This is a genomic window from Kiloniella spongiae (assembly GCF_001026905.1).
In the GTDB taxonomy this organism is placed as follows: Bacteria; Pseudomonadota; Alphaproteobacteria; order Kiloniellales; family Kiloniellaceae; genus Kiloniella; species Kiloniella spongiae.
The window spans coordinates 645,118-671,329 of sequence record NZ_LAQL01000002.1 but is presented as its reverse complement, the minus strand read 5'-3'; the positions used below and the strand labels follow the sequence as shown (position 1 = coordinate 671,329).

The window sequence follows — 26,212 nt, the reverse complement described above, 5'->3', positions numbered from 1 at the left end:
CTTTTTCTTTACGTGTTGATTGTCAGATTCCTTTGGTTAATCTGACATGAAAATGAAACCTGATCTTGTTAATGCAATCAATCTGATTGTGTAAGAGGTTAGGAATTTACGATGGATGATCTGGCTGTTGAGCTTCCGGATGAGAAGCTCGAAAATTATGAAAAGCCTGAAAAGAAAGTGGATCATCCTGATTGTGATTGGCTGGCTACGAAATCATCAAAACGCTTTATTAATCGCGAATTATCCTGGCTAGCGTTTAATTTCAGAGTATTGGAAGAGGCCAGTAACCCCCAACACCCTCTGTTGGAGCGTTTGCGCTTTGCGTCGATTTCTGCGAGTAACCTTGATGAATTCTATATGGTTCGTGTCGCGGGGTTGATGGGACAGGTTGCCGCCGGCGTGACGAAGCTCAGTCAGGATGGTTTGACACCGGCAGAGCAGCTTCAGGAAATTTCAATTCAGGCAGGGCGTTTGATGCAGCAACAGCAAATTGCTCTGCAAGACGTGTTTGCCAAGCTACGAACCAAAAGCGTTTTTCTTTTAAATCCGGATGAACTTAATCCAGATGAAAAAAAGTGGCTGACATCATGGTTTCAGACACAGGTTTTCCCGGCTTTGACACCTTTGGCGGTTGACCCTGCCCATCCGTTCCCTTTTATTCCGAATAGAGGGTTGGTTCTGGCGCTGGAGCTTTCTCGAAATCAGGATAATCGCCAGATCAATGGTCTTGTTCCTATTCCCCATAATATCAAACGCTTTGTTAAATTACCTGGTAGTCAGGACCGCTTTATCGCTCTGGAGAATGTTATTCGTATGTTTATGGATACTTTATTTCCGGGGTTTGAACTCTTGGGGGATGGCCTTTTCCGTATCTTAAGAGACTCAGATGTAGAGGTCGATGAAGAAGCGGAAGATCTGGTTCGAACGTTTGAAACCATGCTGCGTCGTCGGCGTCGGGGCTCTGTCATCAGACTTCAACTTGATGCGTCAATGCCAGGCAGTTTGCGCGCGTTTGTCACAAAACACCATCTGGTCAATGAGAACGATGTTTTTGTCTTGGCTGGCATGCTGGGTATTTCAGATGTGTCCCAGATGATAGTTTCTTCACGGCACGAGTTACTATTTGAAAGCTATACGCCTCGCTTTCCGGAACGAATCAAAGATTTTGGCGGGGATTGTTTCGCTGCTATCCGGGCTAAGGATTTTATTGTTCATCATCCCTACGAGAGCTTTGATGTTGTCGTCCAGTTTGTGAAACAGGCTGCTCGTGATCCAAAGGTTGTTGCCATCAAGCAGACGCTTTACCGGACATCAAATCAGTCTCCGATCGTTCGGGCGTTAATTGATGCTGCAGAAGCAGGAAAGTCGGTGACGGCGCTGGTTGAGTTAAAGGCACGATTTGACGAGGCTGCCAATATTCGCTGGGCAAGGAACCTCGAGCGTGCTGGCGTTCAGGTCGTCTATGGCTTTGTTGATCTGAAAACGCATTCCAAGCTGTCGATGGTGGTGCGACGGGATGGTGATGGAATGAAAACCTATGTTCATTTTGGTACAGGTAATTACCATCCGATCAATGCCAAAATATATACTGATCTCAGCTTCTTTACCTGTGATGAGAAACTGGCGCGGGATGCGGCCTGTCTGTTTAACTTTACGACGGGGTCGGCAGCACCAAAGGAGATGGAAAAGCTGGAATATGCACCAAATACTTTGCGTCAGCGGATTAAAAAAGAGATTCAATCGGAAATCAAACATGCCAATGGGGGAAGGCCAGCCGCGATCTGGATTAAGGTCAACAGTCTTGTTGATGCAGATATTATTGATGCGCTTTATGAGGCCAGCAATGCCGGGGTGCAGATTGAAATTGTGGCCCGTGGAATCTGTTGCCTGAAAGCGGGCATAGTTGGCTTGTCGGAAAATATACAGGTCCGCAGTGTTGTTGGACGCTTTTTGGAGCATAGCCGCATTTTTTGTTTTGGTAATGGACAGGATTTGCCATCGCCAGATGCCAAGGTTTACATATCCTCAGCCGATTTAATGCCCCGAAATCTGGATCGTCGGGTCGAGGTGATGGTGCCGATCGAAAACGATACGGTAAAGCGACAGGTGCTGGATCAGGTGATGTTTGCCAACTTGCAGGACGAAGCACAGAGCTGGACTATGCAAGAAGATACGACCTTTAAGCGGGTCGAACCGATTGGTATCGGTTTTAGTGCCCATAATTTTTTTATGACGAACCCAAGTTTATCAGGGCGTGGCAAAGCCCTCAAAAAGAGTATGGGCAAAAAGCGCCGTAAGAAATAATGCCCGTAAAGCTGTCTGTATTTTACGCACGTTAGATTTGAATTGTAGAAACACTAACAAAAAAGCCGGACGCATAAGTTCCGGCTTTTTTGTGGTCTCGTAAATAACAGATTCAAGCAGAGATAGCCGTGAGTTCGTACTGAAATTGTATGTTTACGGCTGACATTGGGTTTTCTTGATTGCGAGATCCCAACCCGCAAGATTCTGTTTTCTGGTTGCGTCATCCATTTCTGGCGTAAAGCTTCGATCCAGCTTCCAGTTTTCTTTAATATCGTCGAGGGATTTATAGATCCCGTGCTGAAGGCCTGCCAGATAGGCTGCTCCCAGTGCGGTGGTCTCTGTGACGGCTGGGCGGTCCACTTCAAGGTCTAGCGTATCGGAGAGGAATTGCATAACCCAGTTATTAGCGACCATTCCGCCATCAACCTTTAGTGCTTTTGGGACGATGCCATCGTCAGCCATCGCTTCAAAAAGGTCTCTGGTCTGGTAACAAACTGCTTCCAGTGTTGCACGAACGATCTCTTCAGGGCCGCTGTCTCTTGTCAGGCCGTAGATTGAGCCGCGGGCATGAGGATCCCAGTAAGGGGCACCGAGACCGGTAAAGGCGGGAACAAGGTATACGCCTTTGTTATCTGGAAGGCTTTTGGCCATAGCTTCGGTCTCTGAGGCCGATTTGATTATTTTAAGGCCGTCGCGCAACCACTGAACTGCGGCACCGGACATGAAAATTGCACCTTCAAGAGCGTAAGATGTCTTGCCATTAATCCGATAGCCGATGGTGGTAAGTAATCGGTTTTTTGATGCTAGCGGTTTCTCGCCTGTATTGAGTAGAACAAAGCATCCTGTGCCATAGGTACTTTTGATGTCCCCTGCGTCATAACAGGTTTGTCCAAAGCTTGCGGCCTGTTGATCGCCCGCAATGCCCTGAACGGGGATGGGCGTTCCAAATATATCGGAGCTAGTTGTACCAAAATCAGCGGCAGAGTCTTTTACGTCGGGTAAAAGCGATGCTGGAATATTAAATAGTTCCAGAAGGTCATTATCCCATTTGAGATCATGGATATTATAGAGCATGGTTCTGGAGGCATTGGTGACGTCTGTTGCATGTACTTTGCCATCTGTCAGGCGCCAAAGCAGGAAACTATCTATGGTGCCAAAGGCGAGTTCGCCACGATCTGCTTTTTCACGGGCGCCATCAACATTATCCAATATCCAGGCGATTTTTGTTGCCGAAAAATAGGGATCCAGTAACAGGCCTGTCTTGTTAGTTACTTTTTCTTCGTGATTTTGCTCTTTCAGTTTTGAACATAGTTCTGCTGTGCGTCGATCCTGCCAGACAATCGCGTTATAAATCGGCGTTCCCGTAGATCTGTCCCAGATAACGGTTGTTTCCCGTTGATTGGTAATGCCGATGGTGACGACGTTTGCGCCTTTGGCCTGTGCTGCTTTCAGGGCTTCACGAGAAACTTCAAGCGTTGAAGACCAGATGGCTTCGGGATCGTGCTCGACCCATCCATCGTTAGGGAATAGTTGAGGAAACTCTCGTTGTGACGTTGCAAGGTTGTTGCCTTTGACATCAAAGATAATTGCCCGGCTACTTGTTGTGCCCTGGTCAATTGAAAGAATGTGTTGATTTTCGCTCATTCCGGCTTCCCTTTTGACTCCCCTTGGAATTTGATCTTTACTTTCGTATGTTCGTTTATGAAAGTAAAGTGAACATCGGCTTCTTTTTTGGTATAAATTGATTAAAAGGGGTCGGCTGATGGTACCGGGTGCTGGTAAGAAGCGCGAATTTGGTTAGTGGGGAATGCAGATGAATCTGGAAAATCTTAGCCGTCGTCAAAGGCAGATTCTTGAGTTGGCAAAGAATAATGGTTTCGTATCTATTGATTCTATGGCACAGGATTTTTCTGTAACAACACAAACAATTCGGCGCGATATAAACGAGCTTTGCGATGCCAAATTGCTCAACCGCTTTCATGGTGGGGCAAGTTTTAGCTCTTCTGTTCTCAATCTCGACTATACGCAACGCCAAGGTATCAATGCGCAGGAAAAAGAAGGCATTGCCCAGCTTGTAGCGCGGGAAATTCCGAACAATGCGTCGTTGTTTATCAATATGGGAACGACAAACGAAAGTGTTGCTCAAGCCTTGATGGGGCACACAGGCCTGCGGGTTATTACAAACAGTTTGAGTGTCGCCCATATTATGAGTCCAAATCCAAGTTTTGAAATTATTGTTGCGGGCGGCGTTGTTCGTAATGTTGATCGGAGCATTATCGGTGAGGCGACAATCGATTTCTTTCGTCAGTTCCGCGCGGATTATGGCGTGATCGCTGTTGGTGGTATTGATGAAGACGGTAGTCTTTTGGATTATGACTATGGTGGTGTCCGGGTTTCGCAAACGATTATAGAAAACGCGCGGCACACACTACTTGTTGCTGATAGCAGTAAATACGGACGAAATGCTTTGGTTCGTTTGGGGCATCTTTCTCAGGTCGATACATTGGTTACCGACAGCATGCCGACTGAGCCTTTGTCTTCTATTATTAAATCTCTGGATCTCGAAATTCTTTGTTGAGCCCGGATTCTCTCGGATTTTTGTAACTGAACTTTCACAATCACGCATAAATGTGTGGTGGTTGTTCTTTTCTGGTTCATGGAATCAGCGCTTACATTATAAATATATTTAGATAAACATTTGATATATAATGCTTATTGTTAATGTTTTATTCTGTGGGCGTTCAAGCTCTAGCTGCGTAAATCGAAATTCAGTGTCATAAAATATTCACTTTAGAAAAATATAACTTGCGTTTATGTTCAAAAATGAACATTTTATTATTAAGAATTACAAATTTAAGTCCCTGAGGAGCAGATTATGGCGGTTCGCGTAGCAATTAATGGTTTTGGTCGTATAGGCCGACTTGTGTTGAGGGCCATTATTGAATCCGGCCGTGACGATATCGAAGTTGTTGCAATCAACGATTTGGCGTCTGCCCAGGCCAATGCCCATCTTCTCAAGTATGATTCAGTTCATGGCACACTTCGCAAAGATATCAAAGCTGACGACAAGGCTTTGATCATTGAAGGCAAACGGATTGCGGCGCTGTCAGAACGCAACCCCGCTGATTTGCCCTGGGGCGAGTTGGGGGTTGATGTTGCTCTGGAATGTACCGGACTTTTCACCGATCGCGAAAAAGCCTCGCTTCATCTGGAAGCTGGCGCAAAGAAAGTATTGATTTCTGCGCCGGGTAAAAACGCTGACCTAACTGTTGTTTACGGTGTGAACCACGACAAGATTGCGCCGGAGCACACCATTGTTTCCAACGCGTCCTGTACCACAAACTGTCTGGCACCCGTTGCCCATGTTCTTAACCAGTTGGTTGGCTTGGAAGAAGGTTTTGTGACGACTGTTCACGCCTATACGGGGGATCAGAACACAGTTGATACAATGCACTCTGACCTGCGCCGTGCCAGAGCGGCTGCTCTTTCCATGATCCCAACATCTACGGGGGCAGCCCGTGCCGTTGGCCTTGTTCTGCCGGAACTTGATGGCAAACTGGATGGAACAGCTGTTCGTGTCCCGACAGCAAATGTATCCATGATTGATCTTGTCTTCACGGCAGGCAGAAAGACAACAACCGAAGAAATTAATGCAGCAATGGTAGCTGCTTCCGAAGGTGCTCTCAAAGGTGTCTTGGACACAAATGATGAGCCTTTGGTTTCAATAGATTTTAACCACTCTCCTGCCAGCTCGACCTTTGATCTGACGCAAACCCAACTTGTTGGTGATCGTTTGGTTCGTGTCTTGAGCTGGTATGACAACGAGTGGGGGTTCTCCAACCGTATGGTTGACACTGCTGTCGCCCTGGGGCTTAGCCTCTAGGTCTACTTGATCAGGAGAGAGTAGAGGGCTCTCTCCTGATCTTTTTTTGTCCCGATCTTTACTGATGACAATAAAAGCAGTGTTTTGAAGAGAAACATAAAAGTCAAAAAAATCGGCACGAATTTACGTGCCGATTTCTGTATTCTGGCTCTGAGTTTGGATATGGAATACAATCCAAGAGTTTCGTTGATCGAGACAAAACTGTCGTCGTTGAGCCAAGCTTTTGTAACAGAAAACTGATAAGACAGATAAAACAGGATATAATCCTGAAATAAACATAATGAAAAGGTTCCTGAAATGAAACGTAAGCGTCTTTGTAAGATTGTAGCGACACTTGGCCCGGCCAGTTCGGATAAGGAGACTATTACGGCGCTGTTCGAAGCGGGTGTTGATACTTTCCGTCTCAATTTCAGCCATGGAACCCATGCGGATCACAAAGAACGGTACGACTTGATCCGTGAGGTCGAAAAAGAATCTGATCGTCCGATTGCTGTTTTGATGGATCTACAAGGGCCAAAACTGCGTGTGGGTCGTTTCGTTAATGATTCAGCCGAGTTAACGAATGGTTCGACCTTCAAGCTCGATATGAAAGATGAACTTGGGGATGCAAACCGGGCAACTTTGCCACACAAAGAAATCTTTGATGCGCTGGAAGTTGGTACTGATCTCTTGCTTGATGACGGTCGGATCAGGTTGCGTGTCACAGGGCTAAGTGGCACAGAAGCTACAACAGAAGTTGTTGTCGGTGGTGTGCTGTCGAACAACAAAGGGGTGAATGTCCCGGGCGTTGTTTTGCCTCTGTCAGCTCTTACTGAAAAAGACTTGCTTGATATGGAGTTTGGTCTTGAGCTGGGTTGTGACTGGTGCGCGTTATCCTTTGTTCAGCGCCCAGAAGACGTCATGGAAGCGCGTAAGCTTGTTAACGGGCGTGCTGGCGTTATGGCCAAGTTGGAAAAGCCATCTGCAATCGAACAACTTGAAGCTATTGTTGAACTGACCGATGCCGTTATGGTTGCGCGCGGAGATCTTGGTGTTGAATTACCGCCGGAGAACGTGCCTGTTCTACAAAAACGTATTATAGGAACTTGCCGGGAACATGGGAAACCTGTGATCGTGGCGACGCAGATGCTGGAAACAATGGTTTCCGCGCCAACCCCGACGAGAGCAGAAGCATCTGATGTTGCGACAGCTGTTTATGATGGTGCAGATGCTGTGATGCTATCTGCTGAATCAGCCAGCGGTGCGTACCCTTTTGAGGCTGTGACGATGATGAACCGCATTATCGAAACCATCGAACAGGATCCACTTTATCTCAAGCTGGTACATGCAGATGAAGTGCTGCCTAATCCAACAGAGGCGGATGCGATTAGTGATGCAGCTCGCCATGTTGCTGATTTAGTTGATGCTAAGGCGATTGTCACCTTTACGACAACGGGTAGCACAGCTTTTCGGGCGGCTCGTGGTCGTCCTAATACACCGTTGCTGGGGTTAACCCCTGATTTACGTGTGGCAAGAAAGATGGCCTTGGTTTGGGGAGTCCATTCCGTTAATACACGTGATGTCAGTAGTTTTGGTGAGATGGTTGGGAAATCAACGCGTATTGCCCGCCGGGAAGGTTTCTGTGAAAACGGTGACAAAGTTGTCGTAACTGCGGGCGTTCCTTTTGGTACGCCTGGGGCGACAAATAATCTTCGCATAGCAACGGTTGGCCAGCATGAAAAGCCAGATCCCGTTGCGTGATATGGGGCCTATCACAGATAATAAAAAAGCAGCCGTCGGGCTGCTTTTTTATTGGGAGTTTTGTATTGGGAGTTTTCCGGTATAAGGCTTGATCCGCCCGACATTGCTCATGCGCTTTAAAGTTTGTTTAGGGGGATTTTTAGGTATCTGTCGCCGTCATCTTCTTTTGGGGGCAAGTCACCTGCGCGCATGTTGACTTGGATCGAAGGGATTAAAAGTGCGGGCATAGTTAGTTGTTTGTCTCGTTCTGTTCGCATCTTTATAAACTCTTCTCTGGTGATACCTTTGTGCGCATGCAGATTGTTATTCCGTTGTTCTTTAACGGTACTCTCCCAGGCAATTTGACGGCCGTTTGGGGCATAATCGTGACAGGTGTAAAGCTTTGTGTCGTCGTCCAATGACAAAATTGTTTTGATCGAATCGTAGAGTTGCCCAGCATCTCCCCCAGGAAAGTCTGTGCGTGCAGTGCCAAAATCAGGCATGAAGAGGGTGTCGCCGACAAAGGCATTTCCATCAATCAGATAGGTAACACAGGCAGGTGTATGTCCTGGAGTGTGGAGAACTTTACAAACTGTGTTGCCAAGTAAGAATTCTTCGTTTTCTTTGAACAGATGGTCGAACTGCTGACCTTCAGTGTTGAAGTTTGATTCAGCATTATAAATGGTTTTAAATGTTTTTTGAATTTCTGGGATATGGCTACCTACAGCCGTTTTCCCGCCAACGTGCGCTTTAATAAATGGGGCGGCACTTAAATGATCGGCATGTACATGGGTTTCGAGGACCCATTGGCAACTAAGTTTCTGTGCTTTAATGAAATCAATAATTTTCTGGGCGCTTTGTGTTGATGTTCTTCCTGAGCTGACATCAAAATCAAGTGCAGAGTCTATCACAGCACATTTTTTGGTCTTGATATCCCAAACAAGATAGGAAATCGTATTGCTTGCGTTATGAAAGAAAGCCTCAATTCTTACCTGCATGCTCATCTCCGTTTTGATAAAGTATGATAATACTTTTCTTATAATATAGTGAGTTTTGTTTTTGTTAGTAGTACGTTTGTCTGATGAATGAAAACTCTAGCTAAAAATTAAAGTCAGAGACCAGAGCCAAGGGTAAATGTTGTAAATAAAAAGGCTTTGAAGATTTTTCAAATAATCTCAAACAAAACTCGTGTCATAGACAGTTGTTAGAGGTATTTGCTATTCTAGCGTGAACAGCAAAGCAGTATATTTATAAAAAAGTACTTATTTTTAATGGTTTTATAACTCTCAGCACCTATTGTAGCTTTTCTAGGTTAATCAGACTTTCTGCCCGGTGGATTCGGATAGTGAGTTATTTTTATGGTTCAGGAAGACCTTGTTGTTACATCAAGATACTACACAGTCGCGAATTGTCATCATTGGTGATGACGAAGCCTTTTGCAAAGATGTTAGCATTGCGCTTAACGATGCTGGCTTCTCTCAGATTGTGGTGTCTGAAACATTTGATCTCGAAGCAAAAAACAAACCAGATCTCCTTTTGTTTTCTGCGGGCATGTTAAATCAAGATTTAACGCAGAAACTTAATCAATTTAAATCTTTGTCTTGGGCGCAGCGGTGTCCGTTTATTTGTGTCGCTGATAGTGAGCAGGGTGCTTTTGGGCAAGAGGTTCTTTCTCTATTTGATGACATTATTCTCTTCCCTCGGGACATTGATCGCCTTGGGCTGACATGTCGAACGTTGTTGAGTATTTCAAAAGATAGATCAAGGCTTGAGGCCGAGTTAGCGAAAAAGACACAAAAAGCTGATCTTGCCCTTGTACTGTTGAAGCAGGCTGAGCGAAAAATTTTACAGCAAAACCCTGAACTCCCGGAAGAGACCAAAGAGAATAATAATATTATTGCAGATATGAGCCACGAATTGCGCACTCCGTTGAATGCAATTCTTGGTTTTTCTGAGATCATGAAGCAGGAACGATTTGGTTCGCTTGGGCACGAAAAGTATCTTGGCTATGCTGATGATATTCATAATGCGAGTAGGCATTTATTGGGTATTGTGAATGATGTGCTCGATCTTGCTAAAACAGAATCAAGTGAAGAGAACCTTGAGATAACAGAAGTTTCTGCGCGTGATGCGGTGAATGAAACATTGCGTTTGATGGCTTTGCTTGCAGAAGAATCCGGGATTGAGCTTTCGGCAAATATTCCTGATGAGTTTCCTGATTTAAAAACCGATGAACGACGTTTTAAGCAGGTTTTGACTAACCTAGTCTCGAATGCAGTTAAGTTTACCCGTAGAGGAGGGCGTGTCAGTGTCGAAGGGCAGTGCGATACCGAAAATGGTGCTGTTTTGATGGTGATCCGTGACAATGGCATTGGTATGTCATCAGAGGAACTTGCCTTGGCCTTGTCCCCCTATGGGCAGGTTTTAGACGCTCAGACACACACTCATGTTCGTGGAACAGGACTTGGTTTGCCTGTTTCCAAGCGGTCGATTGAAGCCCTTGGCGGGGATTTTTCTATTACGAGTGAGCCTGGATTAGGAACTGCGATAACGCTCAGGTTCCCTCCTGATTTGGTCGTGGCGCAATAACGTTGCGGCTTTAATGCTTTTTGGTATCTTGCGTACGAGACATTTTATTGTGTCTTTTGTGGCGTTTTGCTTCTTCTAGTCTTCTTTTTTCATTCTGCTCAGCTTTAGCTTGAGCGATTGAACGTAAAGGTTTTGCTAAATAAGGACTTGAGGCAACTGACAACGAGCTTTTCATCATGTTATCCACAGAGTTTTCCACAAGATGTGGTGTTGAGCATGTATAGCTATACACAATTTACAGTAATTTGGAAAGAAATTAAATCTTGGGTAGTTAATTGGCTGTGAATGCAAATCTGTGGGTGCTTTTGTAACGTGCTTTGGTTATAAAGCATTTGGATTTTGTGTGTTGGCCTTGACCTATGAGAGGGCAGCCCCCAAATATGTATCACTATGGTGCTGCATGATGTGGGCCATGTGGTTGAATCTACTGGCTGCCTTATGGGGCCGCATTAAGAATGAGCCTTGCTCTTTCGAGGAGGTATAATTGTCGAGATTGTCTTTATTTAATAGTCCTCTTATGCTTGGGTTTGAGCAATTTGAACAAGCTGTCGATATGATTTCTAAAACAGCATCAGATGGTTATCCCCCATATAATGTTGAAAAAGTAAGCGAAAACAAGATACGTATAACGCTTGCTGTTGCAGGCTTTTCCCAAGAAGACATGCAGGTTCAGATCGAAAATAACCAACTTGTCATTAAAGGAAAGGCGAAATCAGATGATGATAAAGAATATCTTCATCGCGGGATCGCTGCCAGACAGTTCCGGCGCGCATTTGTTCTTGCTGAAGGGATCGAAGTTTTGGATGCAAAGCTTGAAAACGGGCTTTTGCATGTTGACCTCGAACAACCGCTGCAGAATATAGCTATTCGTAGTATTGAAATTCAAACAAGCAACGAAAAGCCCTCAACGACTGTGATTGAAGATAAACAGAGTTGATGCCAAAAAATAATAAGATTGTAAGAAATATTACTGATTGATGGTTCCTTAAGAATAGGGAACTATACTAACAATGAATTTTACAGTTCTCTTGAATGGACTGTCGCTGTTGAAGCTGGAAAAGAGTGATGATGATTAAGCAGGTAATATCAGAATTGATGACAGATCAGGACATGACTGCATTGGGCTTGGAAATCGTAGCCTATGTGAAGCCTGTGGATGTAGATGGTGATGCTTGCTTTGGTATTTTCGCAGCAGACGGAACTGAGATAACAGTTGTCAGTGACAGGGATGTTGCCTTTGCTGCTGTACGACAACAAGATCTCGAGCCGCTAAGTGTGCACTGACATCTGAGATAGTGGTAAAAAAAGGCTCCGAATTTCGGAGCCTTTTTTATTTGTGAATTAGAACTTTTATCCCTTTCAGGCTGCATGACTTGTGGCTGTTGCGCTTAATAATGCGTATATGCCGTCATTGCTTTCTGTTCCTCGTAGCTTTTCACAGGTCGACGCATTCCGAAGGAAGCGGGATACGCGTGCAAGAGCTTTGAGGTGATCAGCGCCAGCAGTTTCAGGAGCCAGAAGAAGGCAGATAAGGTCTACGGGCTGTTCGTCTATCGAATCAAAGTCGATCGGACGCTCCAGTTTAACGAAGAAGCCGTAGAGCCTATCCAAGTTCGGTAGCTTGCCATGTGGAATGGCAATGCCTTGACCGATACCTGTTGTGCCGAGTTTTTCTCTTTCGATGAGAACTTCGAAAATATGTCGTTCTTCTGTTCCGGTGATCTCAGATGCACGTTTTGCCATTTCCTGAAGAAATTGCTTCTTGCTGTTGACTTTCATGTCAGCAGCAACGGCATCTGGGCCGATAAGGTCGGTTAGTTCCATTACATGTATAGTCTTTAGTTATTCGCGTCTTAGCTCTTTGATGGGTCAACCCACCCGATATTTCCATCAGCACGACGGTATATCATGTTCAGACCACCGTGTTTGCTGTTGCGGAACATCATGGCTGGAAGGTCTTCCAAATCCATACGCATCACAGCCAATCCGGCTGTTAAGGTCGGGATTTCGGTTGCCATCTCTGCGACGATCAAGGGGCTGTCTTCGACTTCCTCCTGGTGATCATCCTTTTCTTCTTCGCCCGACAGAATGTAATGCTGGGCATGAGTGGCTTCTTTGCCGCCTTCAGCATGATCGTCACGAAGTTTGCGTTTATGACGGCGGAGACGTTTGGATAAACGTTCAGCTGCTAGATCAAACGCAGGATAAGGTTCTCCTGCCTCGCCATTTGCTTCCAGGCGAATATTTTTACCTACATGTGCAACCACAGTTGCTCGGTAAAGGTAGGCGTTTTTGGACATAGTGACATTTACATCAATGGCGTCACCAAAATACTTATCCAAAGTAGCGGAAAGGTTATTTTCTATATGAGTGCGCAGCGCGTCGCCAACGTCGAGCTGCTTGCCTTTAACGGAAAGCTGCATGTGAACAAATTCTCTGAATTGTTAAGGGGGTTAGCGTAATGGCCATATGTGCCAGTCAAGCCCCGCTATCTGGGGCGGCACCATAGTGACGTCGTTTATCGGAGTCAAGGATAGTAGGTTGAACCATGTTTTCCTCCCGTAGTGATACACGACATGGGTAGTATACATAGTCTTTTGGAATAAGTCGATTTTGTTACGCGAAAAAAATCAAAAAGAGAGCTTTTTTTCACGTCTTCTTTGCACTGAAGAAGGGATTCCCAAGGCTTCGCGATATTTTGCGACAGTACGTCGCGCGATATCGATTCCTTCTGCTTTAAGTTTGGTAACCAAAGCATCATCGGACAGAATCTTCTTTGCATCTTCCTGATCAATAAGGTTTTTGATACGGTCTCGTACGGCTTCAGATGAATGAGCATCACCATCTCCTCCACTAATGGAGGACGTGAAGAAGTACTTCATTTCAAAGGTGCCGCGCGGTGTGACCATATATTTGTTAGATGTAACGCGGCTGACCGTTGATTCATGCATTTCAATAACTTCGGCAATGTCCTTGAGTGTTAGTGGTTTAAGGGCTTGTACGCCTTTTTGTAAAAAGCCATCTTGCTGGCGTACAATCTCTGTCGCGACCTTAAGAACCGTCGTCGCCCGTTGATGGAGCGCTTTGATTAGCCAGTTTGCAGATTGTAGCTGCTCGGATATATAGGATTTATCTTCTTTTGTTCGGGCCAGGTCAGAAACAGTTCCATGATATTTATTATTAATCAGAACTTTGGGCAGAGCGTCATTGTTGAGTTCTATGCGCCACCCGCCAGCGTTATCTGATTTAATAATGACCTCGGGGATAACGGTCTCGACGTCGCTGGTGTCAAAGGTCGCTGCGGGGCGCGGGTTCAACGCGCGAATTTCCGCAATCATATCTGTTATGTCTTCTTCATCGACTCCACAAACCTGCTTTAAGCCTTTCAGGTCACGCTTTGCGAGAAGTTCAAGATTATCCAGTAAAGCCTGTATTGCCGGGTCTAAGCGGTTCTGTTCCGCAAGTTGGATGGCCAGGCATTCGCCGAGGTCGCGTGCACAGATGCCGACAGGGTCAAATGACTGGAGTGTTTGAAGTACAGATTCAACCAAATCTAACGGACATCCCAGCTGATCTGAAATTTCATCAAGTGAGGCTTTCATGTAGCCAGCTTCATCAACGTGGTCGATGAGGTGAACGCCAATCAGCCGCTCGGTTGGCTCGTCAACTTCCATTTGTAACTGTTCGCGAAGATGGTCGCGGAGAGTTACGGTATCACGCAACCTGTTTTCCAGTGAATACTCTGCATCGTCAAAGCGTGTGTTTCCACCTGCGCCCCAGCTCGAAAATGCCGTGTCCTGATCATTCCACTGATTGTCTGGACTGCTATCGTAGTAATTATCAAAATCATTATCCAGCGGTGCCTGGTTATTGTCAGGCAGAGTTTCGGCGTTTGATAGTTCTAACGAGTCTGGTTGCTGATTTTCGTTTTCTGAAGGGGCGGCGGCGGCGGAATGGAGGTCAGTGGAATCTGTGTCGACAAGCGTTGCGTTTTGGGTGCCATCATCCCGATCCAGAAGAGGATTTTGTTCGACCTCTTGTTGGACGTATTCTGCGAGCTCTATGTTTGACAGTTGCAGCAGTTTGATTGCCTGTTGCAATTGCGGTGTCATGACGAGGCTTTGACTCTGCCTCAGCTCTAGTCTTTGCGAAATTGCCATAGGTATAACCCTTAAAGGCTAAACCTTTCTCCTAGGTAAACGCGACGAACATCGTCATTGTTTACGATTTCGCCTGGTGTGCCTTCCATAAGCACCATGCCGTCGTGAATAATGTATGCTCTATCAACAATATCAAGAGTTTCACGCACGTTGTGATCGGTAATTAATACGCCGATACCGCGATCTTTCAGGTGCATGACAAGGTCGCGAATGTCGCCAACGGCAATTGGGTCAATACCAGCTAATGGTTCATCCAGCAAAATGAAACTTGGGTCTGAGGCGAGTGCACGGGCAATCTCAACACGTCTTCTTTCGCCACCTGAAAGGGCAATGGCAGGCGTGTTTCTAAGGTGTGTGATTGAGAATTCTGCTAGCAAACTATCCAGTTTTGCTTCTCTCTTGCTGCGAACTGATTCAACAACTTCCAAGACACCGCGAATGTTTTGTTCAACGGTCAGGCCTCTAAAGATGGAGGCTTCTTGTGGGAGGTAGCCAATCCCCATACGTGACCTGCGGTACATAGGAAGATCTGTAATGTCTTTATTGTCCAGGGTAACCCAACCTGAATCCGGAGAGAGCAGGCCGGTAATAATATAGAAGCTGGTGGTTTTTCCTGCACCATTGGGGCCAAGTAATCCGACAACTTCCCCTCGTTGGACGCGCATTGTAACAGCGCGAAGAACAGGGCGTTTTTTAAAGCTTTTTCCGATATTTGTGGCCATCAAGCCTTGATTGTCTGCAACAAGAGATGGTTTGGTGCTGCTTTCTTGATTGGTAGGATGTTGCTTGTCGGTCATGGGTTTTTCTTTTTGCTTGATGGTAGGATTAGACCTTGAACGGGCTTGCCACTCTTACTCACAAGCTTGCTGACGCCGGTTGCCAGATTAAACTGTGCTTCGTCCCCATTCATTTGGTTTTCCCCCTGAGTTATTTTCACGTTTCCAATCAGATTGGCTAACTCTTGTTTGACAAAATAGACACCTTTGTCTCCGGTAGCATACTCTGTTTTGGTGGCAACACGAACATCGCCATGAGCGTCAATACGTTCTATTTCCAGTTTATTCTCTGTGTCACGAACAAAGTGAGCTGTCAAAACATTGCCGTGTACGCGCTTGTCTTCGCGTATAGCAATTGCATTGCCGCGTGCCACCGCGAGTTGTTTGGTTTCCCAATATTCAAGACTGTCGCGTGCTGTAATGGTATCCGCGCCGCTAACCATACGCAGATTTTGACCGGTTAATACCATAACCTGTTTATCAATATCGTAGACTCCGTTGTCGCCATAGGCTACTTCACCGGGGGAGACAATTTTGACATTGCCAACAGCATCGACACGGTAAATCTCTGTACCTCCTTCTACACCTTCTCGGTAGTGGGCGACGAGTTGATCACCAAAGACTTCCAATTCGCCTTGTGCGGCACGGGCATTTCCGCTTGCGACGTATTGTTTGAGGTCTCTGCGCCATTCAATGCCTTCATCGGCATTGATTTCTAGGGGAACGTTGCTGTCGCCTAAACCTTCTGTCACGCCTTGGGCAAAAACTGAGTTGCCTTGCGCCATAGTAATGCTGAGAATTAAAGCCAAAGTTGTTACTAGACGGGTCATTGTTTCAGGGCCTCCTGAGCCCCAGGAAAGATGATCAGCTTACTTTTGCCAGTAAAGGTTATACGTTTTCCACGATCAGTGATGACAAAGCCTTCGGAATTTATTGTTCCGGCTGGCCCATGACCTTGAACGGACATTTGCCCGTAAGCCGAGCTGGCTTTTGCATCAAACATGGCTTCTTCGGTTACGATTTCAAAGCCTTGATCTTGAAAAATATTCACATTGCCATTCAGGTTCAGATATTTTGCATCTCTGTCATACATGCCTGTTTTTGCCGAGAGGGCAAGCCAAGTGCCATCTTCCAGTGTGATGTCAGCTTTGGGAAGGGTCAAAAAGATCTCGTTTTCACGTTCGCTGGACTGCTCGGCAAGGTCAGCGATAATCGTATAGGGCTGATTCTTTTCATCAAGTCCGAGGTATTTTGGGTTCAGAGCGCTCAAAGTATCTGGGGTACTTGATTCCAAAATGCTATTACCGATAGCTGTGCCTTCGGTAATTACTTGCTCTTCGAGTTGAGGCCAGACAATCACCAGCAGAATCAGAACGACAGCAAAAAAAGGAAGCGTTACTTTCGCAATGCTGACAAAAACGCTGTAAGCGTTACCGCCGGAAAACCGAGGAGGTTTAACGGGCGTTACAAGCTCCGGTTCATTCTGAGTGGCTGTGCTATTTTCTTTGTTAGATCTGGCGGTTGAACTCATGCCGTTTCGTAGCCTCAGGCAATCCCTGCGCGGAGGCAGTCGTGGATGTGGATGATGCCAACAGGGACTTCGTCTTCGGTGACAAAGAGGCTGGTGATTGAGCGTTCATTCATTTGCCCCAATGCCTCAGCTGCGAGAGCCGAAGGGCGGATGGTTTTAGGCGCGGGTGTCATGACGCTTTCTGCGGTCATTGATAGGAGGTCTGTGTCCATGTGTCGTCTTAAATCACCATCAGTGATGATCCCTGCCAGTTGACCGTCCTGATTCGTGACGCCAATGCAACCAAACGAGCGTTGTGTCATGATAAGAATGGTTTCAGTCATGGATGTATTGCCGGCACAGAGTGGAAGCTCATTGTTGTGCATAATGTCAGATACTTTTAGGAGTTGATTTCCAAGTGCACCGCCGGGATGAAAAACTTTAAAATCCTGTGGTTGGAAATTTTTTTGCTCCATTAGCGCAATCGCTAAAGCATCGCCGAGTGCTAGTGACATGGTTGTCGATGTTGTGGGAGCTAGACCATGAGGGCAAGCTTCGGGTAGTGATGGGAGGATAAGAGCAACGTCCGCCGCCTCGGCCAAAGCGGAATTCGCCCTGCTGGTCATTGCAATGAGAGGGATGCCGAAGCGCCTCGTATAAGTAATCAGATCACTAAGCTCTGATGTGTTTCCGGAATTTGACATGGCAAGGACGGCATCGCTACGGGTAATCATGCCGAGATCACCATGACTGGCTTCGCCAGGATGGACGCAATAGGCGGGTGTTCCCGTGGATGCCAATGTTGCCGCAATTTTCTTGGCAATATGCCCGCTTTTACCCATGCCGGATATAATGACGCGACCAGTTACTCCCGTCAGTATGTTCAGGGCCTCGACAAAGCTGCCGTTTAATTCAGCGCTTAATTGTTGAAGACCTTTTGCTTCTAAATCAAGAACCCGACGAGCTGTATCTATTGCTTGTGTGGCATTGTTTGGTGTTGTTGTCATTTCCGGCTCAGAATTATGAACTGCGTTAGCCATTTTCTAGATTTTTATCCCATTTCCTGGATTTGTGTTCCAGGCAAAATATAAACTGGCACTAATGGTGCATGTCATACTTAATTGGTACACGTTATTTAACGGGAAGTAAAACCGGCACCTTAAAAAAGTGCCGGAAAACGAATAGCAAAAATGTACTTCAAAAAGGGCGCAAAGATGGCGGATATTTATGAGTGTGCGAAAATGTCTGTTTCATCCCAGCCTGCTATGTCCAGCTTTGCTCTCCAGGGGAGGAAGTCAAAGCACGCTTTTGCCATTTCGCTGCGACCTTCTCTGGCAAGTCGTTCGTCCAGAATTTTTACCATACGGTGAAGGTATAGAACGTCAGAAGCGGCATAGCGAAGTTGATCTTCGCTGAGATCGGGAGAACCCCAGTCAGAGGATTGTTGTTGTTTGGAGATATCGACACTTAAGAGCTCTTTGCACAGTTCTTTGAGGCCATGGCGATCAGTGTAGGTTCTGATCAGTTTGGAGGCGATCTTTGTGCAGTACACTGGATTGCAAGTGACGCCGAGATAGCGCTCGATCGCTGCGAGGTCAAATCGGGCAAAATGGAAAATTTTTGTAACGTCTTGGTTTGTGAAAAGAGCTTTTAAGTTCGGTGCGTCAAAATTTCCATCTTTGAATTGTACCAAGTGGCAAACCCCATCGCCAGCGGAAAGTTGAACGAGGCACAGGCGGTCCCGGGAAAGATTAAGGCCCATAGTTTCTGAATCAACAGCTACGGACGAGCCAAAATCGATACCGTCTGGCAAATCTGTCTGGTGGAGATGAATTTTTACGTCGCTCACAATGTGGCTCCTGATTATCTGTGCCTCGGTAGTTGCTGGCAACAGGGTGGTTCGTCTGACAATAAAGTGAATAGTCTAATAATAAAACGTCGACTTTGTGTTAATCTCGGCATTCTCACCGCAAAGTTGTTTCTGTCAAGGATGATTGATGGTTTCAGGTGCTGGTTCGTATCGTTTGTTGGGTATCGTGTCCTCTAATAATTTAATAACAAGTGCAGATCGGGAAAATATGAGTGTTTCAAAGGTTGTGACAGTTTTTGGTGGGTCCGGTTTTTTGGGACGTTATGTCGTTTCCAAGCTTGCGAGAGCCGGGTGGCATGTGCGGCTTGCTGTTCGCGATAGCGCGCAGTCGTCGTTTTTGACCTGCTGCGGTGATGTTGGGTGTGTGACGTCTGTTTATACGAATGTGGGGGATAGGGCATCACTTGAGCAAGCGATTCGCGGCTCTTCCGCTGTTGTTAATTTGATCGGCATTCTGTTTGAAGGTGGAAAGCAGCGTTTTGATTATCTGCATAATAAATTGCCGGGCATGATTGCGGAAATTGCGGAAATGAACGGTGTTCCTGCATTTGTTCAGGTTTCTGCGATTGGTGCGGATGTTTCCTCTGCGTCGGCTTATGGTCGTAGTAAGGGAGAGGGAGAGGTTGCTGTTTTAGGGGCATTTCCAATGGCGAGTATCTTGCGGCCAAGTATTGTATTCGGGCCAGAAGATGATTTTTTTAATCGCTTTGCTCGGATGATGTCTCTGAGCCCCTTCTTACCTTTGGTTGGTGGTGGAGTGGCCAGATTTCAGCCTGTTTATGTTGGGGATGTGGCGGAAGTTATTGTTAAGTGCGTCGAGCAAGCTGATGAGTATGGCGGGCGAGTTTATGAGCTTGGTGGTCCTAGAGTTCTGTCTTTCCGTGATTGTTTGGATCTTTTGCAAAGGTATACGGGGCGATCGCGCCGATATCTTGCCTTGCCGTTTTCAGTTGCTTATTTGCAAGCCATCTTTATGGAGTTGCTGCCTCAGCCGCCTTTGACGCGAGATCAGTTAAAGATGCTTAAGAATGATAATGTGGTTGCTGAATCTGCTGCGGGCTTTGGGGTGTTTGGTATCTCACCGGTGGATGCGGAGGTCATTTTGCCGACTTATCTGGGGGTGTATCAAGGGAAATAATTGTTACTTAGTCTCAAATCGGAACTATATTCTATTGTTTAGAAATAGTTTGGGTTTTTTTTGCCATTATTTTGTGGTTAAATTTGACAAATAGGTCAAATGTAGTTACCTATATTGTCTATTGATCATTATTATGATTTGCGGGTGCGGCCCAAATTCCAAAGAAGTAACCAGCAAGCTTCTGTGAATAAAAATAAAATAGTTGCCCGATTAGGAGTGAGATGATGTCCGAAAAGATGCTGAAATTTGTTCAGCAAGGCAGAGAGATGCCTGAAAAGCGTCCAGCTGATCAGCGTAATGAAGATTTTCGTGAGATTTACGATTCTTTTTCAGAAGCTGCGGCGCAAATCCAGGCGAGCCGGTGTTCTCAGTGCGGAGTTCCTTTTTGCCAAATTCATTGTCCCGTCTCTAATAATATTCCTGACTGGTTGATGCTCACTGCTAATGGACGTTTGGAAGAAGCATACGAAGTCTCTCAGGCAACAAATAACTTTCCTGAAATCTGCGGACGTATTTGCCCTCAGGACAGGTTGTGTGAAGGGTCGTGTGTCATCCAGCAGTCCGGGCACGAAACGGTAACGATTGGTGCTGTTGAGAAGTATATAACGGACACGGCTTGGGATAATGGTTGGGTCCAGCCTGTCACACCTGTGCGCGAACGCCCTGAGACAGTTGGTATCATCGGTGCTGGCCCGGGCGGGTTGGCCGCTGCAGAACAGTTGCGACGCAAGGGATATCAAGTCCATGTCTATGATCGTTATGATCGTGCAGGAGGACTGCTTTCCTATGGAATTCCGGGGTTTAAGTTGGAAAAATACGTTGTAGATCGCCGGATCAAGCTATTGGAAGACGCTGGAATTATTTTCCATCTAGGCGTTGATATCGGCGGATCAACTTCTTTTGCTGAAATTCGCGAGCAGTACAATGCGCTTTTGATCGCGACCGGGGTTTATCAGGCCCGTGATTTACGTCTACCAGGTAGTGAGCTTGGTAATATTCTGCCCGCGCTCTATTACCTCACAGAAGCAAATCGTAGCGATCTTGGCATGAAATCCGACCATATGAGTGATGGTCTGAATGCCAAGGACAAAGACGTTGTCGTTATCGGTGGAGGTGATACCGCGATGGATTGTGTCCGTACAGCTGTTCGTCAAGGAGCTAAGTCAGTCAAGTGTCTTTATCGACGGGACAAAGAAAACATGCCGGGGTCCGAGCGTGAAGTGAAGAACGCGGAAGAAGAAGGCGTCGAGTTTGTATGGCTGTCATCGCCGGACGCTTTTGTTGGTGAGGAAAACGTTTGTGAGGTGCTTGTATCAAAAGTGCATCTGGGCATGCCTGATTCCTCGGGTCGTCAAGTTCCACAGATTGTTCCTGATTCTCGCGAGGCTATTCCTGCAGATCTGGTTATCAAGGCGCTTGGTTTCTCACCGGAAAACCTGCCCCAACTGTTTAATGAGCAAGGGTTGGAAGTTAGCAGCTATGGCACCCTTAGGGTCGATAACACAACGATGATGACGGCACTGGATGGTGTCTTTGCGGCAGGGGATATTGTCCGCGGTGCATCACTGGTGGTCTGGGCGATTAAGGATGCCCGTGATGCTGCCGATCAAATACATACTTATATCGAGCGCAGAAAAACTGCAGCCGCCTGAGGAGAGAGCACATGGAACGTAAAAAGATAACTCCGGACCCGATTGTCCAGTGGGAACAAAAGGCGGCGCATTACCAAAAACATGGCTTGTATAACCCAGAAGACGAGCATTCTTCCTGTGGTGTTGGATTGGTTGCTGCTATTGATGGTAAACCGCGTCGTTCTGTTGTCGAGGCAGGTATCGAAGCGCTTAAGGCTGTGTGGCACCGCGGTGCTGTGGATGCTGATGGAAAAACCGGCGATGGTTGTGGCATTCACGTTGAAATTCCTAAGGGGTTCTTTCAAGAGCAGATTGAGCACATTGGCTATGCCCAGAAAAATGAAGATCTTGCTATCGGTATGGTCTTTTTACCGCGAACCGATTTTGGTTCCCAAGAGCGTTGTCGGGTCATTGTCGAGCGTGAAATCCTGAACTTTGGCTATTCCATTTATGGATGGCGACAGGTTCCCGTTAATACGGCGATATGCGGAGAAAAAGCGAGTCTCAATCGCCCTGAAATCGAACAAATCATGATCGCGAATAGTAAAGGAGTCGATGCCGAGCGGTTTGAAACTGATCTCTATATTATTCGCCGCCGGATTGAAGCTGCGGTTGAGCGGGATTCAATCAAGGATTTTTATATCTGTTCGCTGAGTTGCCGCTCCATTATCTACAAAGGTATGGTTTTGGCCGAAAATCTGGCTGACTTTTATCCGGATCTTTTGGATGGACGTTTTGTTTCAAGCTTTGCAATTTTCCATCAACGTTTTTCGACCAATACCTTCCCGACGTGGCATCTGGCCCAGCCTTTCCGTGTCATCGCCCATAATGGCGAAATCAATACACTTCGGGGAAATGTCAATTGGATGAAATCACACGAGTGTCGTATTGATCACCCGAAATTCGGATCGCATGTTGAGGATTTGAAACCTGTTATTTTGCCAGGAAGCTCTGATTCTGCGGCATTGGATGCTGTCTTTGAGTTGATGATCCGATCTGATCGAAGCCTTCCAATGGCCAAGACGCTTTTGGTGCCGGAATCCTGGAGTAAAAACGATGCCGTTCCCCAGCATCACAAAGAGCTTTATGCCTATTGTAATGCAGTGATGGAACCTTGGGACGGCCCAGCCGCGGTGTGTGGATTCTCTGGTCCTTGGGCGCTTGCCGGTACCGACCGAAATGGTTTACGCCCAATGCGCTATGCAATCACCCGTGACGGCCTGCTTTTTGCCGGGTCAGAAACCGGTATGGTTCATATTGATGTTGAGCGTGTTATCGAGAAAGGGCGGCTTGGCCCCGGGCAGATGATTGCGGTTAATTTTGAAGAAGGTAAAATCTACAAAGATAAAGAAATCAAAGATCGTCTGGCAGCTCAACAGCCCTATGGGGATTGGCTGAAAAATATCCTTGTGATCGATGATTTGGTTAAGAAGCACAAGTACAGCAGAGAGCCTCTCTCTAAAGATGAACTGCGTCGTCGCCAATTGGATTTTGGACTGACCATTGAAGATATGGAGCTCATCCTACATCCAATGGTCGAAACAGCCAAAGAGGCCATGGGGTCAATGGGGGATGATACCCCATTGGCGGTTCTGTCCGATAATGTGCGGCCTATGCACCATTTCTTTCGCCAGAACTTTAGTCAGGTGACGAACCCGCCGATTGATAGTCTGCGTGAAAAACAGGTCATGTCCCTGATTACTCGTATTGGTAATCTCGGGAATGTTCTAGACGAAGAAGAAGGTCAGGTTACAATTCTTCAACTTGATTCTCCTGTCCTGACGAACTCGGAATTTGTTGCTCTCTCCAAGCATATGGGGCGTACAGTTGGTGTCGTTGACTGTACTTTTGAAGCCAATGGTAAACCCGGCGCACTTCGTCATGCGCTACATCGTATCCGCCGCGAAGCAGAAGAGTTGGTTCGCGAAGGTTTTGAACACGTTGTACTTACTGATGAGGCACAGTCCGCTGAACGGGTTTCTATACCGATGATCTTGGCAACAGGTGCCGTTCATACGCATCTGGTTGAACATAAGCTGCGGTCATTCTGTTCTATCAACGTGCGGAGTGCTGAGTGTCTAGATGTTCATTATTTTGCGGTCTTGATTGGTGTGGGTGCCACAACAGTGAATGCCTATCTAACGGAAGAAGCCATCGCAGATCGCCATCGTCGTGGTTTGTTCGATGATTTGTCGTTCGATGACTGTATGGAGCGTTACACAAAAGCTGTAGATGATGGCTTGCTCAAGATCATGGGTAAGATGGGAATTTCTGTTATTTCGTCTTATCGTGGGGGCTACAACTTCGAGGCACTCGGTTTGTCCCGTACACTTGTTGATGAGTTCTTTCCAGGTATGCCAAGCCGTATTTCCGGAATAGGAATGACCGGTTTGGAAGAAAAGGCCTTGGAGCTTCACGAAAAGGCGTGGGAATCTGATTCTACAGCTCTGCCAATTGGCGGTTTTTACCGTTATCGCGCTGGCGGTGAGGAGCATGCATGGGAAGGTCAACTGATCCATACCATGCAAACGGCAGTTACCAAGGGGTCTTATTCGCTCTTTAAGAAATACACCAAGGGATTGGAAAGTCGTCGACCGATTAACCTAAGAGATCTTCTGGACTTTAAGCGGGCAACGGATGGTGGCCTTGATGTTGAAGATACGGAATCTATCACGTCCCTGAGAAAGCGTTTTATCACACCGGCTATGTCTTTGGGGGCGTTGAGCCCGGAAGCGCACGGCACGCTCAATATTGCCATGAACCGGATTGGGGCGAAGTCTGATTCAGGTGAAGGTGGTGAGGTGCCAGAACGCTATGTGCCGCATCCAAACGGAGACAATGAAAACTCGGCTATTAAACAGGTTGCTTCGGGGCGGTTCGGTGTCACTGCAGAATATCTGAACAAATGTCGTGAAATTGAAATCAAGGTTGCCCAAGGTGCGAAACCGGGTGAAGGCGGTCAACTGCCGGGCTTCAAGGTGACAAAGCTGATTGCACGTCTGCGTCATTCCACGCCGGGGGTCACATTAATTTCTCCACCGCCACATCACGATATCTATTCTATCGAGGATCTTGCGCAGCTTATCTATGATCTGAAGCAAATTAACCCCAAAGCCAAGGTTTGTGTGAAGCTTGTTGCACGGTCCGGGATTGGTACGGTTGCTGCGGGTGTAGCGAAAGCAAAGGCAGATATTATTCTGATTTCCGGTAATGTTGGCGGAACGGGCGCGTCGCCGCAAACGTCGGTTAAGTTTGCGGGCGTGCCGTGGGAAATTGGCCTGAGTGAAGTTCAGCAGGTTCTTACACTTAACGGCTTACGAAATAATGTGACGCTCCGGACCGATGGTGGTTTGAAAACCGGACGTGATATCGTTATCGCAGCCCTTTTGGGAGCAGAAGAATACGGTGTCGGGACGGCGTCACTGGTCGCGATGGGCTGTATTATGGTGCGTCAATGTCATTCCAATACTTGCCCTGTTGGCGTGTGTACACAGGATGATGATCTTCGAGCGAAGTTTGACGGTACGCCAGAAAAGGTCGTGAATCTCTTTAGCTTTATTGCCGAAGAAGTGCGCGAGATTCTTGCCTCACTCGGTTATAAAACGCTGAATGAAATTATCGGTCGAACTGATTTGCTAAAACAGGTCAGCCGTGGTGCATCGCATCTTGATGATTTGGATCTCAACCCATTGCTTGCCTTGGCGGATAGCGGAACTTCTGAGCGTTATTGTACGTTAGAGGGGCGTAATGCCGTTCCGGATACGCTTGATGCGCAGATTATTGACGATGCCAATCCTTTCTTCGAGGTGGGCGAAAAGATGCAGTTGCAATATAACGTACGCAATACACACCGTGCTGTTGGAACCCGCTTGGCATCAAAAATTACAACGCGCTTTGGTATGAAAGAACTGCAACCGGGACATATTACGGTTCGATTGCGTGGTTCTGCCGGGCAGTCATTGGGGGCTTTTGCCGTTCAGGGTATGAAGCTGGAAGTCTTTGGTGATGCCAATGATTATGTTGGTAAAGGGCTTTCTGGCGGCGAAATCGTGGTACGGCCTTTGGCTTCAAGCAAATTGGCGACCCAGCACAACACGATTATCGGGAATACGGTTCTCTATGGAGCAACAGCGGGTAAGTTATTTGCTGCGGGACAAGCAGGTGAGCGTTTTGCGGTTAGGAATTCCGGCGCTCAGGTTGTAGTTGAAGGCTGCGGTTCAAACGGTTGTGAATATATGACTGGCGGAACGGCTGTTATTCTTGGTGAAGTGGGGATGAACTTTGCAGCGGGAATGTCAGGTGGCATGGCCTTTGTTTATGACCCAAGCCGCATCCTGCCAAGTCGCATCAATGACGAGAGCGTTATCTATCAGCAAGTTGAGACTGATCATTGGGAGGAGGTGCTCTTGGATTTGGTCAAGGAGCATCATGCGGAAACGCAGTCCGTTTACACGGAACGCCTGTTGAATGATTGGGCGCAAATCAAGGGTGATTTTTGGCAGGTTGTGCCAAAGGAAATGCTTTCCTTGTTAGAGCATCCTGTGACAGATTCTGCCGAACTTAAATCAGCTTAAAGTTCTATAAAATACTCATGTATCAAGGAGCTGTAACGAATACAGCTCCTTGTTGGTT

The 26,212-nt window shown here is 46.7% G+C and carries 21 protein-coding genes; 10 read left to right on the top strand and 11 right to left on the bottom strand.

From position 1 onward, the window contains the following. The first annotated feature begins 111 nt into the window (after positions 1-111). The gene (locus tag WH96_RS03140; protein ID WP_082130292.1) at positions 112-2,304 is read left to right on the top strand and encodes an RNA degradosome polyphosphate kinase; all 2,193 of its coding nucleotides are present in this window, start codon (positions 112-114) and stop codon (positions 2,302-2,304) included. Positions 2,305-2,457: 153 nt separating this feature from the next. On the opposite strand, the gene glpK is transcribed toward WH96_RS03140, so the two are convergent. Then, entirely contained in the window at positions 2,458-3,948 is a 1,491-nt protein-coding gene (gene glpK, locus WH96_RS03135) for a glycerol kinase GlpK (RefSeq protein WP_047762619.1), read from the bottom strand. A gap of 169 nt (positions 3,949-4,117) precedes the next feature. On the opposite strand from glpK, the gene WH96_RS03130 reads away from it, so the two are divergent. The 3 genes from WH96_RS03130 (at position 4,118) to pyk (ending at position 7,927) form a co-directional block, all read left to right on the top strand. After that, entirely contained in the window at positions 4,118-4,882 is a 765-nt protein-coding gene (locus tag WH96_RS03130; protein WP_082130291.1) for a DeoR/GlpR family DNA-binding transcription regulator, read from the top strand. A gap of 297 nt (positions 4,883-5,179) precedes the next feature. Next, the gene (gap, locus tag WH96_RS03125) at positions 5,180-6,187 is read left to right on the top strand and encodes a type I glyceraldehyde-3-phosphate dehydrogenase (protein WP_047762617.1); all 1,008 of its coding nucleotides are present in this window, start codon (positions 5,180-5,182) and stop codon (positions 6,185-6,187) included. Positions 6,188-6,484: 297 nt separating this feature from the next. Continuing rightward, the gene (pyk, locus tag WH96_RS03120) at positions 6,485-7,927 is read left to right on the top strand and encodes a pyruvate kinase (RefSeq protein WP_047762616.1); all 1,443 of its coding nucleotides are present in this window, start codon (positions 6,485-6,487) and stop codon (positions 7,925-7,927) included. 116 nt (positions 7,928-8,043) lie between these two features. Here pyk and WH96_RS03115 read toward each other — a convergent pair whose 3' ends face one another. Next, a complete protein-coding gene (locus WH96_RS03115) occupies positions 8,044-8,904 on the bottom strand; it encodes an MBL fold metallo-hydrolase (RefSeq protein ID WP_047762615.1) in 861 nt (286 codons plus the stop codon). A 379-nt stretch (positions 8,905-9,283) separates the two neighbouring features. Between WH96_RS03115 and WH96_RS21040 the strand changes: the two genes are divergently transcribed. After that, entirely contained in the window at positions 9,284-10,495 is a 1,212-nt protein-coding gene (locus tag WH96_RS21040; RefSeq protein ID WP_053005613.1) for a sensor histidine kinase, read from the top strand. 10 nt (positions 10,496-10,505) lie between these two features. On the opposite strand, the gene WH96_RS21850 is transcribed toward WH96_RS21040, so the two are convergent. Beyond that, the gene (locus WH96_RS21850; protein ID WP_156176675.1) at positions 10,506-10,682 is read right to left on the bottom strand and encodes a hypothetical protein; all 177 of its coding nucleotides are present in this window, start codon (positions 10,680-10,682) and stop codon (positions 10,506-10,508) included. A gap of 297 nt (positions 10,683-10,979) precedes the next feature. On the opposite strand from WH96_RS21850, the gene WH96_RS03105 reads away from it, so the two are divergent. Both WH96_RS03105 and WH96_RS03100 read left to right on the top strand, forming a co-directional pair. Beyond that, the gene (locus tag WH96_RS03105; protein WP_053005612.1) at positions 10,980-11,432 is read left to right on the top strand and encodes an Hsp20 family protein; all 453 of its coding nucleotides are present in this window, start codon (positions 10,980-10,982) and stop codon (positions 11,430-11,432) included. Between the two features lie 128 nt (positions 11,433-11,560). Continuing rightward, positions 11,561-11,779: a DUF1150 family protein gene (locus tag WH96_RS03100; protein WP_047762613.1), complete on the top strand. Its 219-nt coding sequence runs from the start codon at positions 11,561-11,563 to the stop codon at positions 11,777-11,779. A gap of 75 nt (positions 11,780-11,854) precedes the next feature. On the opposite strand, the gene ptsN is transcribed toward WH96_RS03100, so the two are convergent. From ptsN to WH96_RS03060, 8 genes are all read right to left on the bottom strand, one after another. Further along, a complete protein-coding gene (gene ptsN / locus WH96_RS03095) occupies positions 11,855-12,319 on the bottom strand; it encodes a PTS IIA-like nitrogen regulatory protein PtsN (protein ID WP_047762612.1) in 465 nt (154 codons plus the stop codon). Between the two features lie 29 nt (positions 12,320-12,348). After that, positions 12,349-12,918: a ribosome hibernation-promoting factor, HPF/YfiA family gene (gene hpf / locus WH96_RS03090; protein ID WP_047762611.1), complete on the bottom strand. Its 570-nt coding sequence runs from the start codon at positions 12,916-12,918 to the stop codon at positions 12,349-12,351. Between the two features lie 207 nt (positions 12,919-13,125). Next, positions 13,126-14,655 carry an RNA polymerase factor sigma-54 gene (rpoN, locus tag WH96_RS03085; RefSeq protein ID WP_047762610.1) on the bottom strand — a complete coding sequence of 510 codons (1,530 nt, stop codon included), beginning with the start codon at positions 14,653-14,655 and terminating at the stop codon, positions 13,126-13,128. 11 nt (positions 14,656-14,666) lie between these two features. Beyond that, positions 14,667-15,452 (bottom strand): LPS export ABC transporter ATP-binding protein, encoded by a 786-nt coding sequence (gene lptB / locus WH96_RS03080; RefSeq protein WP_047762609.1) that lies wholly within the window; start codon positions 15,450-15,452, stop codon positions 14,667-14,669. Beyond that, entirely contained in the window at positions 15,449-16,261 is an 813-nt protein-coding gene (locus WH96_RS03075; RefSeq protein WP_047762608.1) for an LptA/OstA family protein, read from the bottom strand. The genes lptB and WH96_RS03075 overlap by 4 nt, the downstream gene beginning before the upstream one ends. After that, the gene (gene lptC, locus WH96_RS03070; protein WP_053005610.1) at positions 16,258-16,962 is read right to left on the bottom strand and encodes an LPS export ABC transporter periplasmic protein LptC; all 705 of its coding nucleotides are present in this window, start codon (positions 16,960-16,962) and stop codon (positions 16,258-16,260) included. Before lptC ends, WH96_RS03075 begins: the two co-directional genes overlap by 4 nt. Positions 16,963-16,976: 14 nt before the next feature. Then, positions 16,977-17,981 (bottom strand): KpsF/GutQ family sugar-phosphate isomerase, encoded by a 1,005-nt coding sequence (locus WH96_RS03065; protein WP_156176674.1) that lies wholly within the window; start codon positions 17,979-17,981, stop codon positions 16,977-16,979. Positions 17,982-18,166: 185 nt separating this feature from the next. Beyond that, the gene (locus WH96_RS03060) at positions 18,167-18,790 is read right to left on the bottom strand and encodes a ribonuclease D (protein WP_047762607.1); all 624 of its coding nucleotides are present in this window, start codon (positions 18,788-18,790) and stop codon (positions 18,167-18,169) included. A 148-nt stretch (positions 18,791-18,938) separates the two neighbouring features. Between WH96_RS03060 and WH96_RS03055 the strand changes: the two genes are divergently transcribed. The 3 genes from WH96_RS03055 to gltB all read left to right on the top strand — a co-directional run bounded on the left by WH96_RS03055 (position 18,939) and on the right by gltB (position 26,154). Beyond that, positions 18,939-19,949 carry a complex I NDUFA9 subunit family protein gene (locus tag WH96_RS03055; protein WP_245629407.1) on the top strand — a complete coding sequence of 337 codons (1,011 nt, stop codon included), beginning with the start codon at positions 18,939-18,941 and terminating at the stop codon, positions 19,947-19,949. Between the two features lie 224 nt (positions 19,950-20,173). Then, entirely contained in the window at positions 20,174-21,601 is a 1,428-nt protein-coding gene (locus WH96_RS03050; protein WP_082130290.1) for an NAD(P)-dependent oxidoreductase, read from the top strand. Positions 21,602-21,612: 11 nt separating this feature from the next. Beyond that, positions 21,613-26,154, top strand: a complete 4,542-nt coding sequence (gene gltB, locus WH96_RS03045; RefSeq protein WP_047762605.1) for a glutamate synthase large subunit — start codon at positions 21,613-21,615, stop codon at positions 26,152-26,154. The last annotated feature ends 58 nt before the right edge of the window (positions 26,155-26,212 follow it).

What these genes read in the sequence shown, in the direction of transcription:
- WH96_RS03130 (WP_082130291.1), top strand. Translation starts at nt 4,118, where the DNA reads ATGAATCTGGAAAATCTTAGCCGTCGTCAAAGGCAGATTCTTGAGTTG.
- WH96_RS03115 (WP_047762615.1), bottom strand. Translation starts at nt 8,904, where the DNA reads ATGCAGGTAAGAATTGAGGCTTTCTTTCATAACGCAAGCAATACGATT.
- lptC (WP_053005610.1), bottom strand. Translation starts at nt 16,962, where the DNA reads ATGAGTTCAACCGCCAGATCTAACAAAGAAAATAGCACAGCCACTCAG.
- WH96_RS03065 (WP_156176674.1), bottom strand. Translation starts at nt 17,981, where the DNA reads ATGGCTAACGCAGTTCATAATTCTGAGCCGGAAATGACAACAACACCA.
- lptB (WP_047762609.1), bottom strand. Translation starts at nt 15,452, where the DNA reads ATGACCGACAAGCAACATCCTACCAATCAAGAAAGCAGCACCAAACCA.
- gap (WP_047762617.1), top strand. Translation starts at nt 5,180, where the DNA reads ATGGCGGTTCGCGTAGCAATTAATGGTTTTGGTCGTATAGGCCGACTT.
- rpoN (WP_047762610.1), bottom strand. Translation starts at nt 14,655, where the DNA reads ATGGCAATTTCGCAAAGACTAGAGCTGAGGCAGAGTCAAAGCCTCGTC.
- WH96_RS03055 (WP_245629407.1), top strand. Translation starts at nt 18,939, where the DNA reads ATGGTTTCAGGTGCTGGTTCGTATCGTTTGTTGGGTATCGTGTCCTCT.
- ptsN (WP_047762612.1), bottom strand. Translation starts at nt 12,319, where the DNA reads ATGGAACTAACCGACCTTATCGGCCCAGATGCCGTTGCTGCTGACATG.
- pyk (WP_047762616.1), top strand. Translation starts at nt 6,485, where the DNA reads ATGAAACGTAAGCGTCTTTGTAAGATTGTAGCGACACTTGGCCCGGCC.
- WH96_RS03140 (WP_082130292.1), top strand. Translation starts at nt 112, where the DNA reads ATGGATGATCTGGCTGTTGAGCTTCCGGATGAGAAGCTCGAAAATTAT.
- WH96_RS03075 (WP_047762608.1), bottom strand. Translation starts at nt 16,261, where the DNA reads ATGACCCGTCTAGTAACAACTTTGGCTTTAATTCTCAGCATTACTATG.
- glpK (WP_047762619.1), bottom strand. Translation starts at nt 3,948, where the DNA reads ATGAGCGAAAATCAACACATTCTTTCAATTGACCAGGGCACAACAAGT.
- WH96_RS03100 (WP_047762613.1), top strand. Translation starts at nt 11,561, where the DNA reads ATGATGATTAAGCAGGTAATATCAGAATTGATGACAGATCAGGACATG.
- WH96_RS03050 (WP_082130290.1), top strand. Translation starts at nt 20,174, where the DNA reads ATGTCCGAAAAGATGCTGAAATTTGTTCAGCAAGGCAGAGAGATGCCT.
- hpf (WP_047762611.1), bottom strand. Translation starts at nt 12,918, where the DNA reads ATGCAGCTTTCCGTTAAAGGCAAGCAGCTCGACGTTGGCGACGCGCTG.
- gltB (WP_047762605.1), top strand. Translation starts at nt 21,613, where the DNA reads ATGGAACGTAAAAAGATAACTCCGGACCCGATTGTCCAGTGGGAACAA.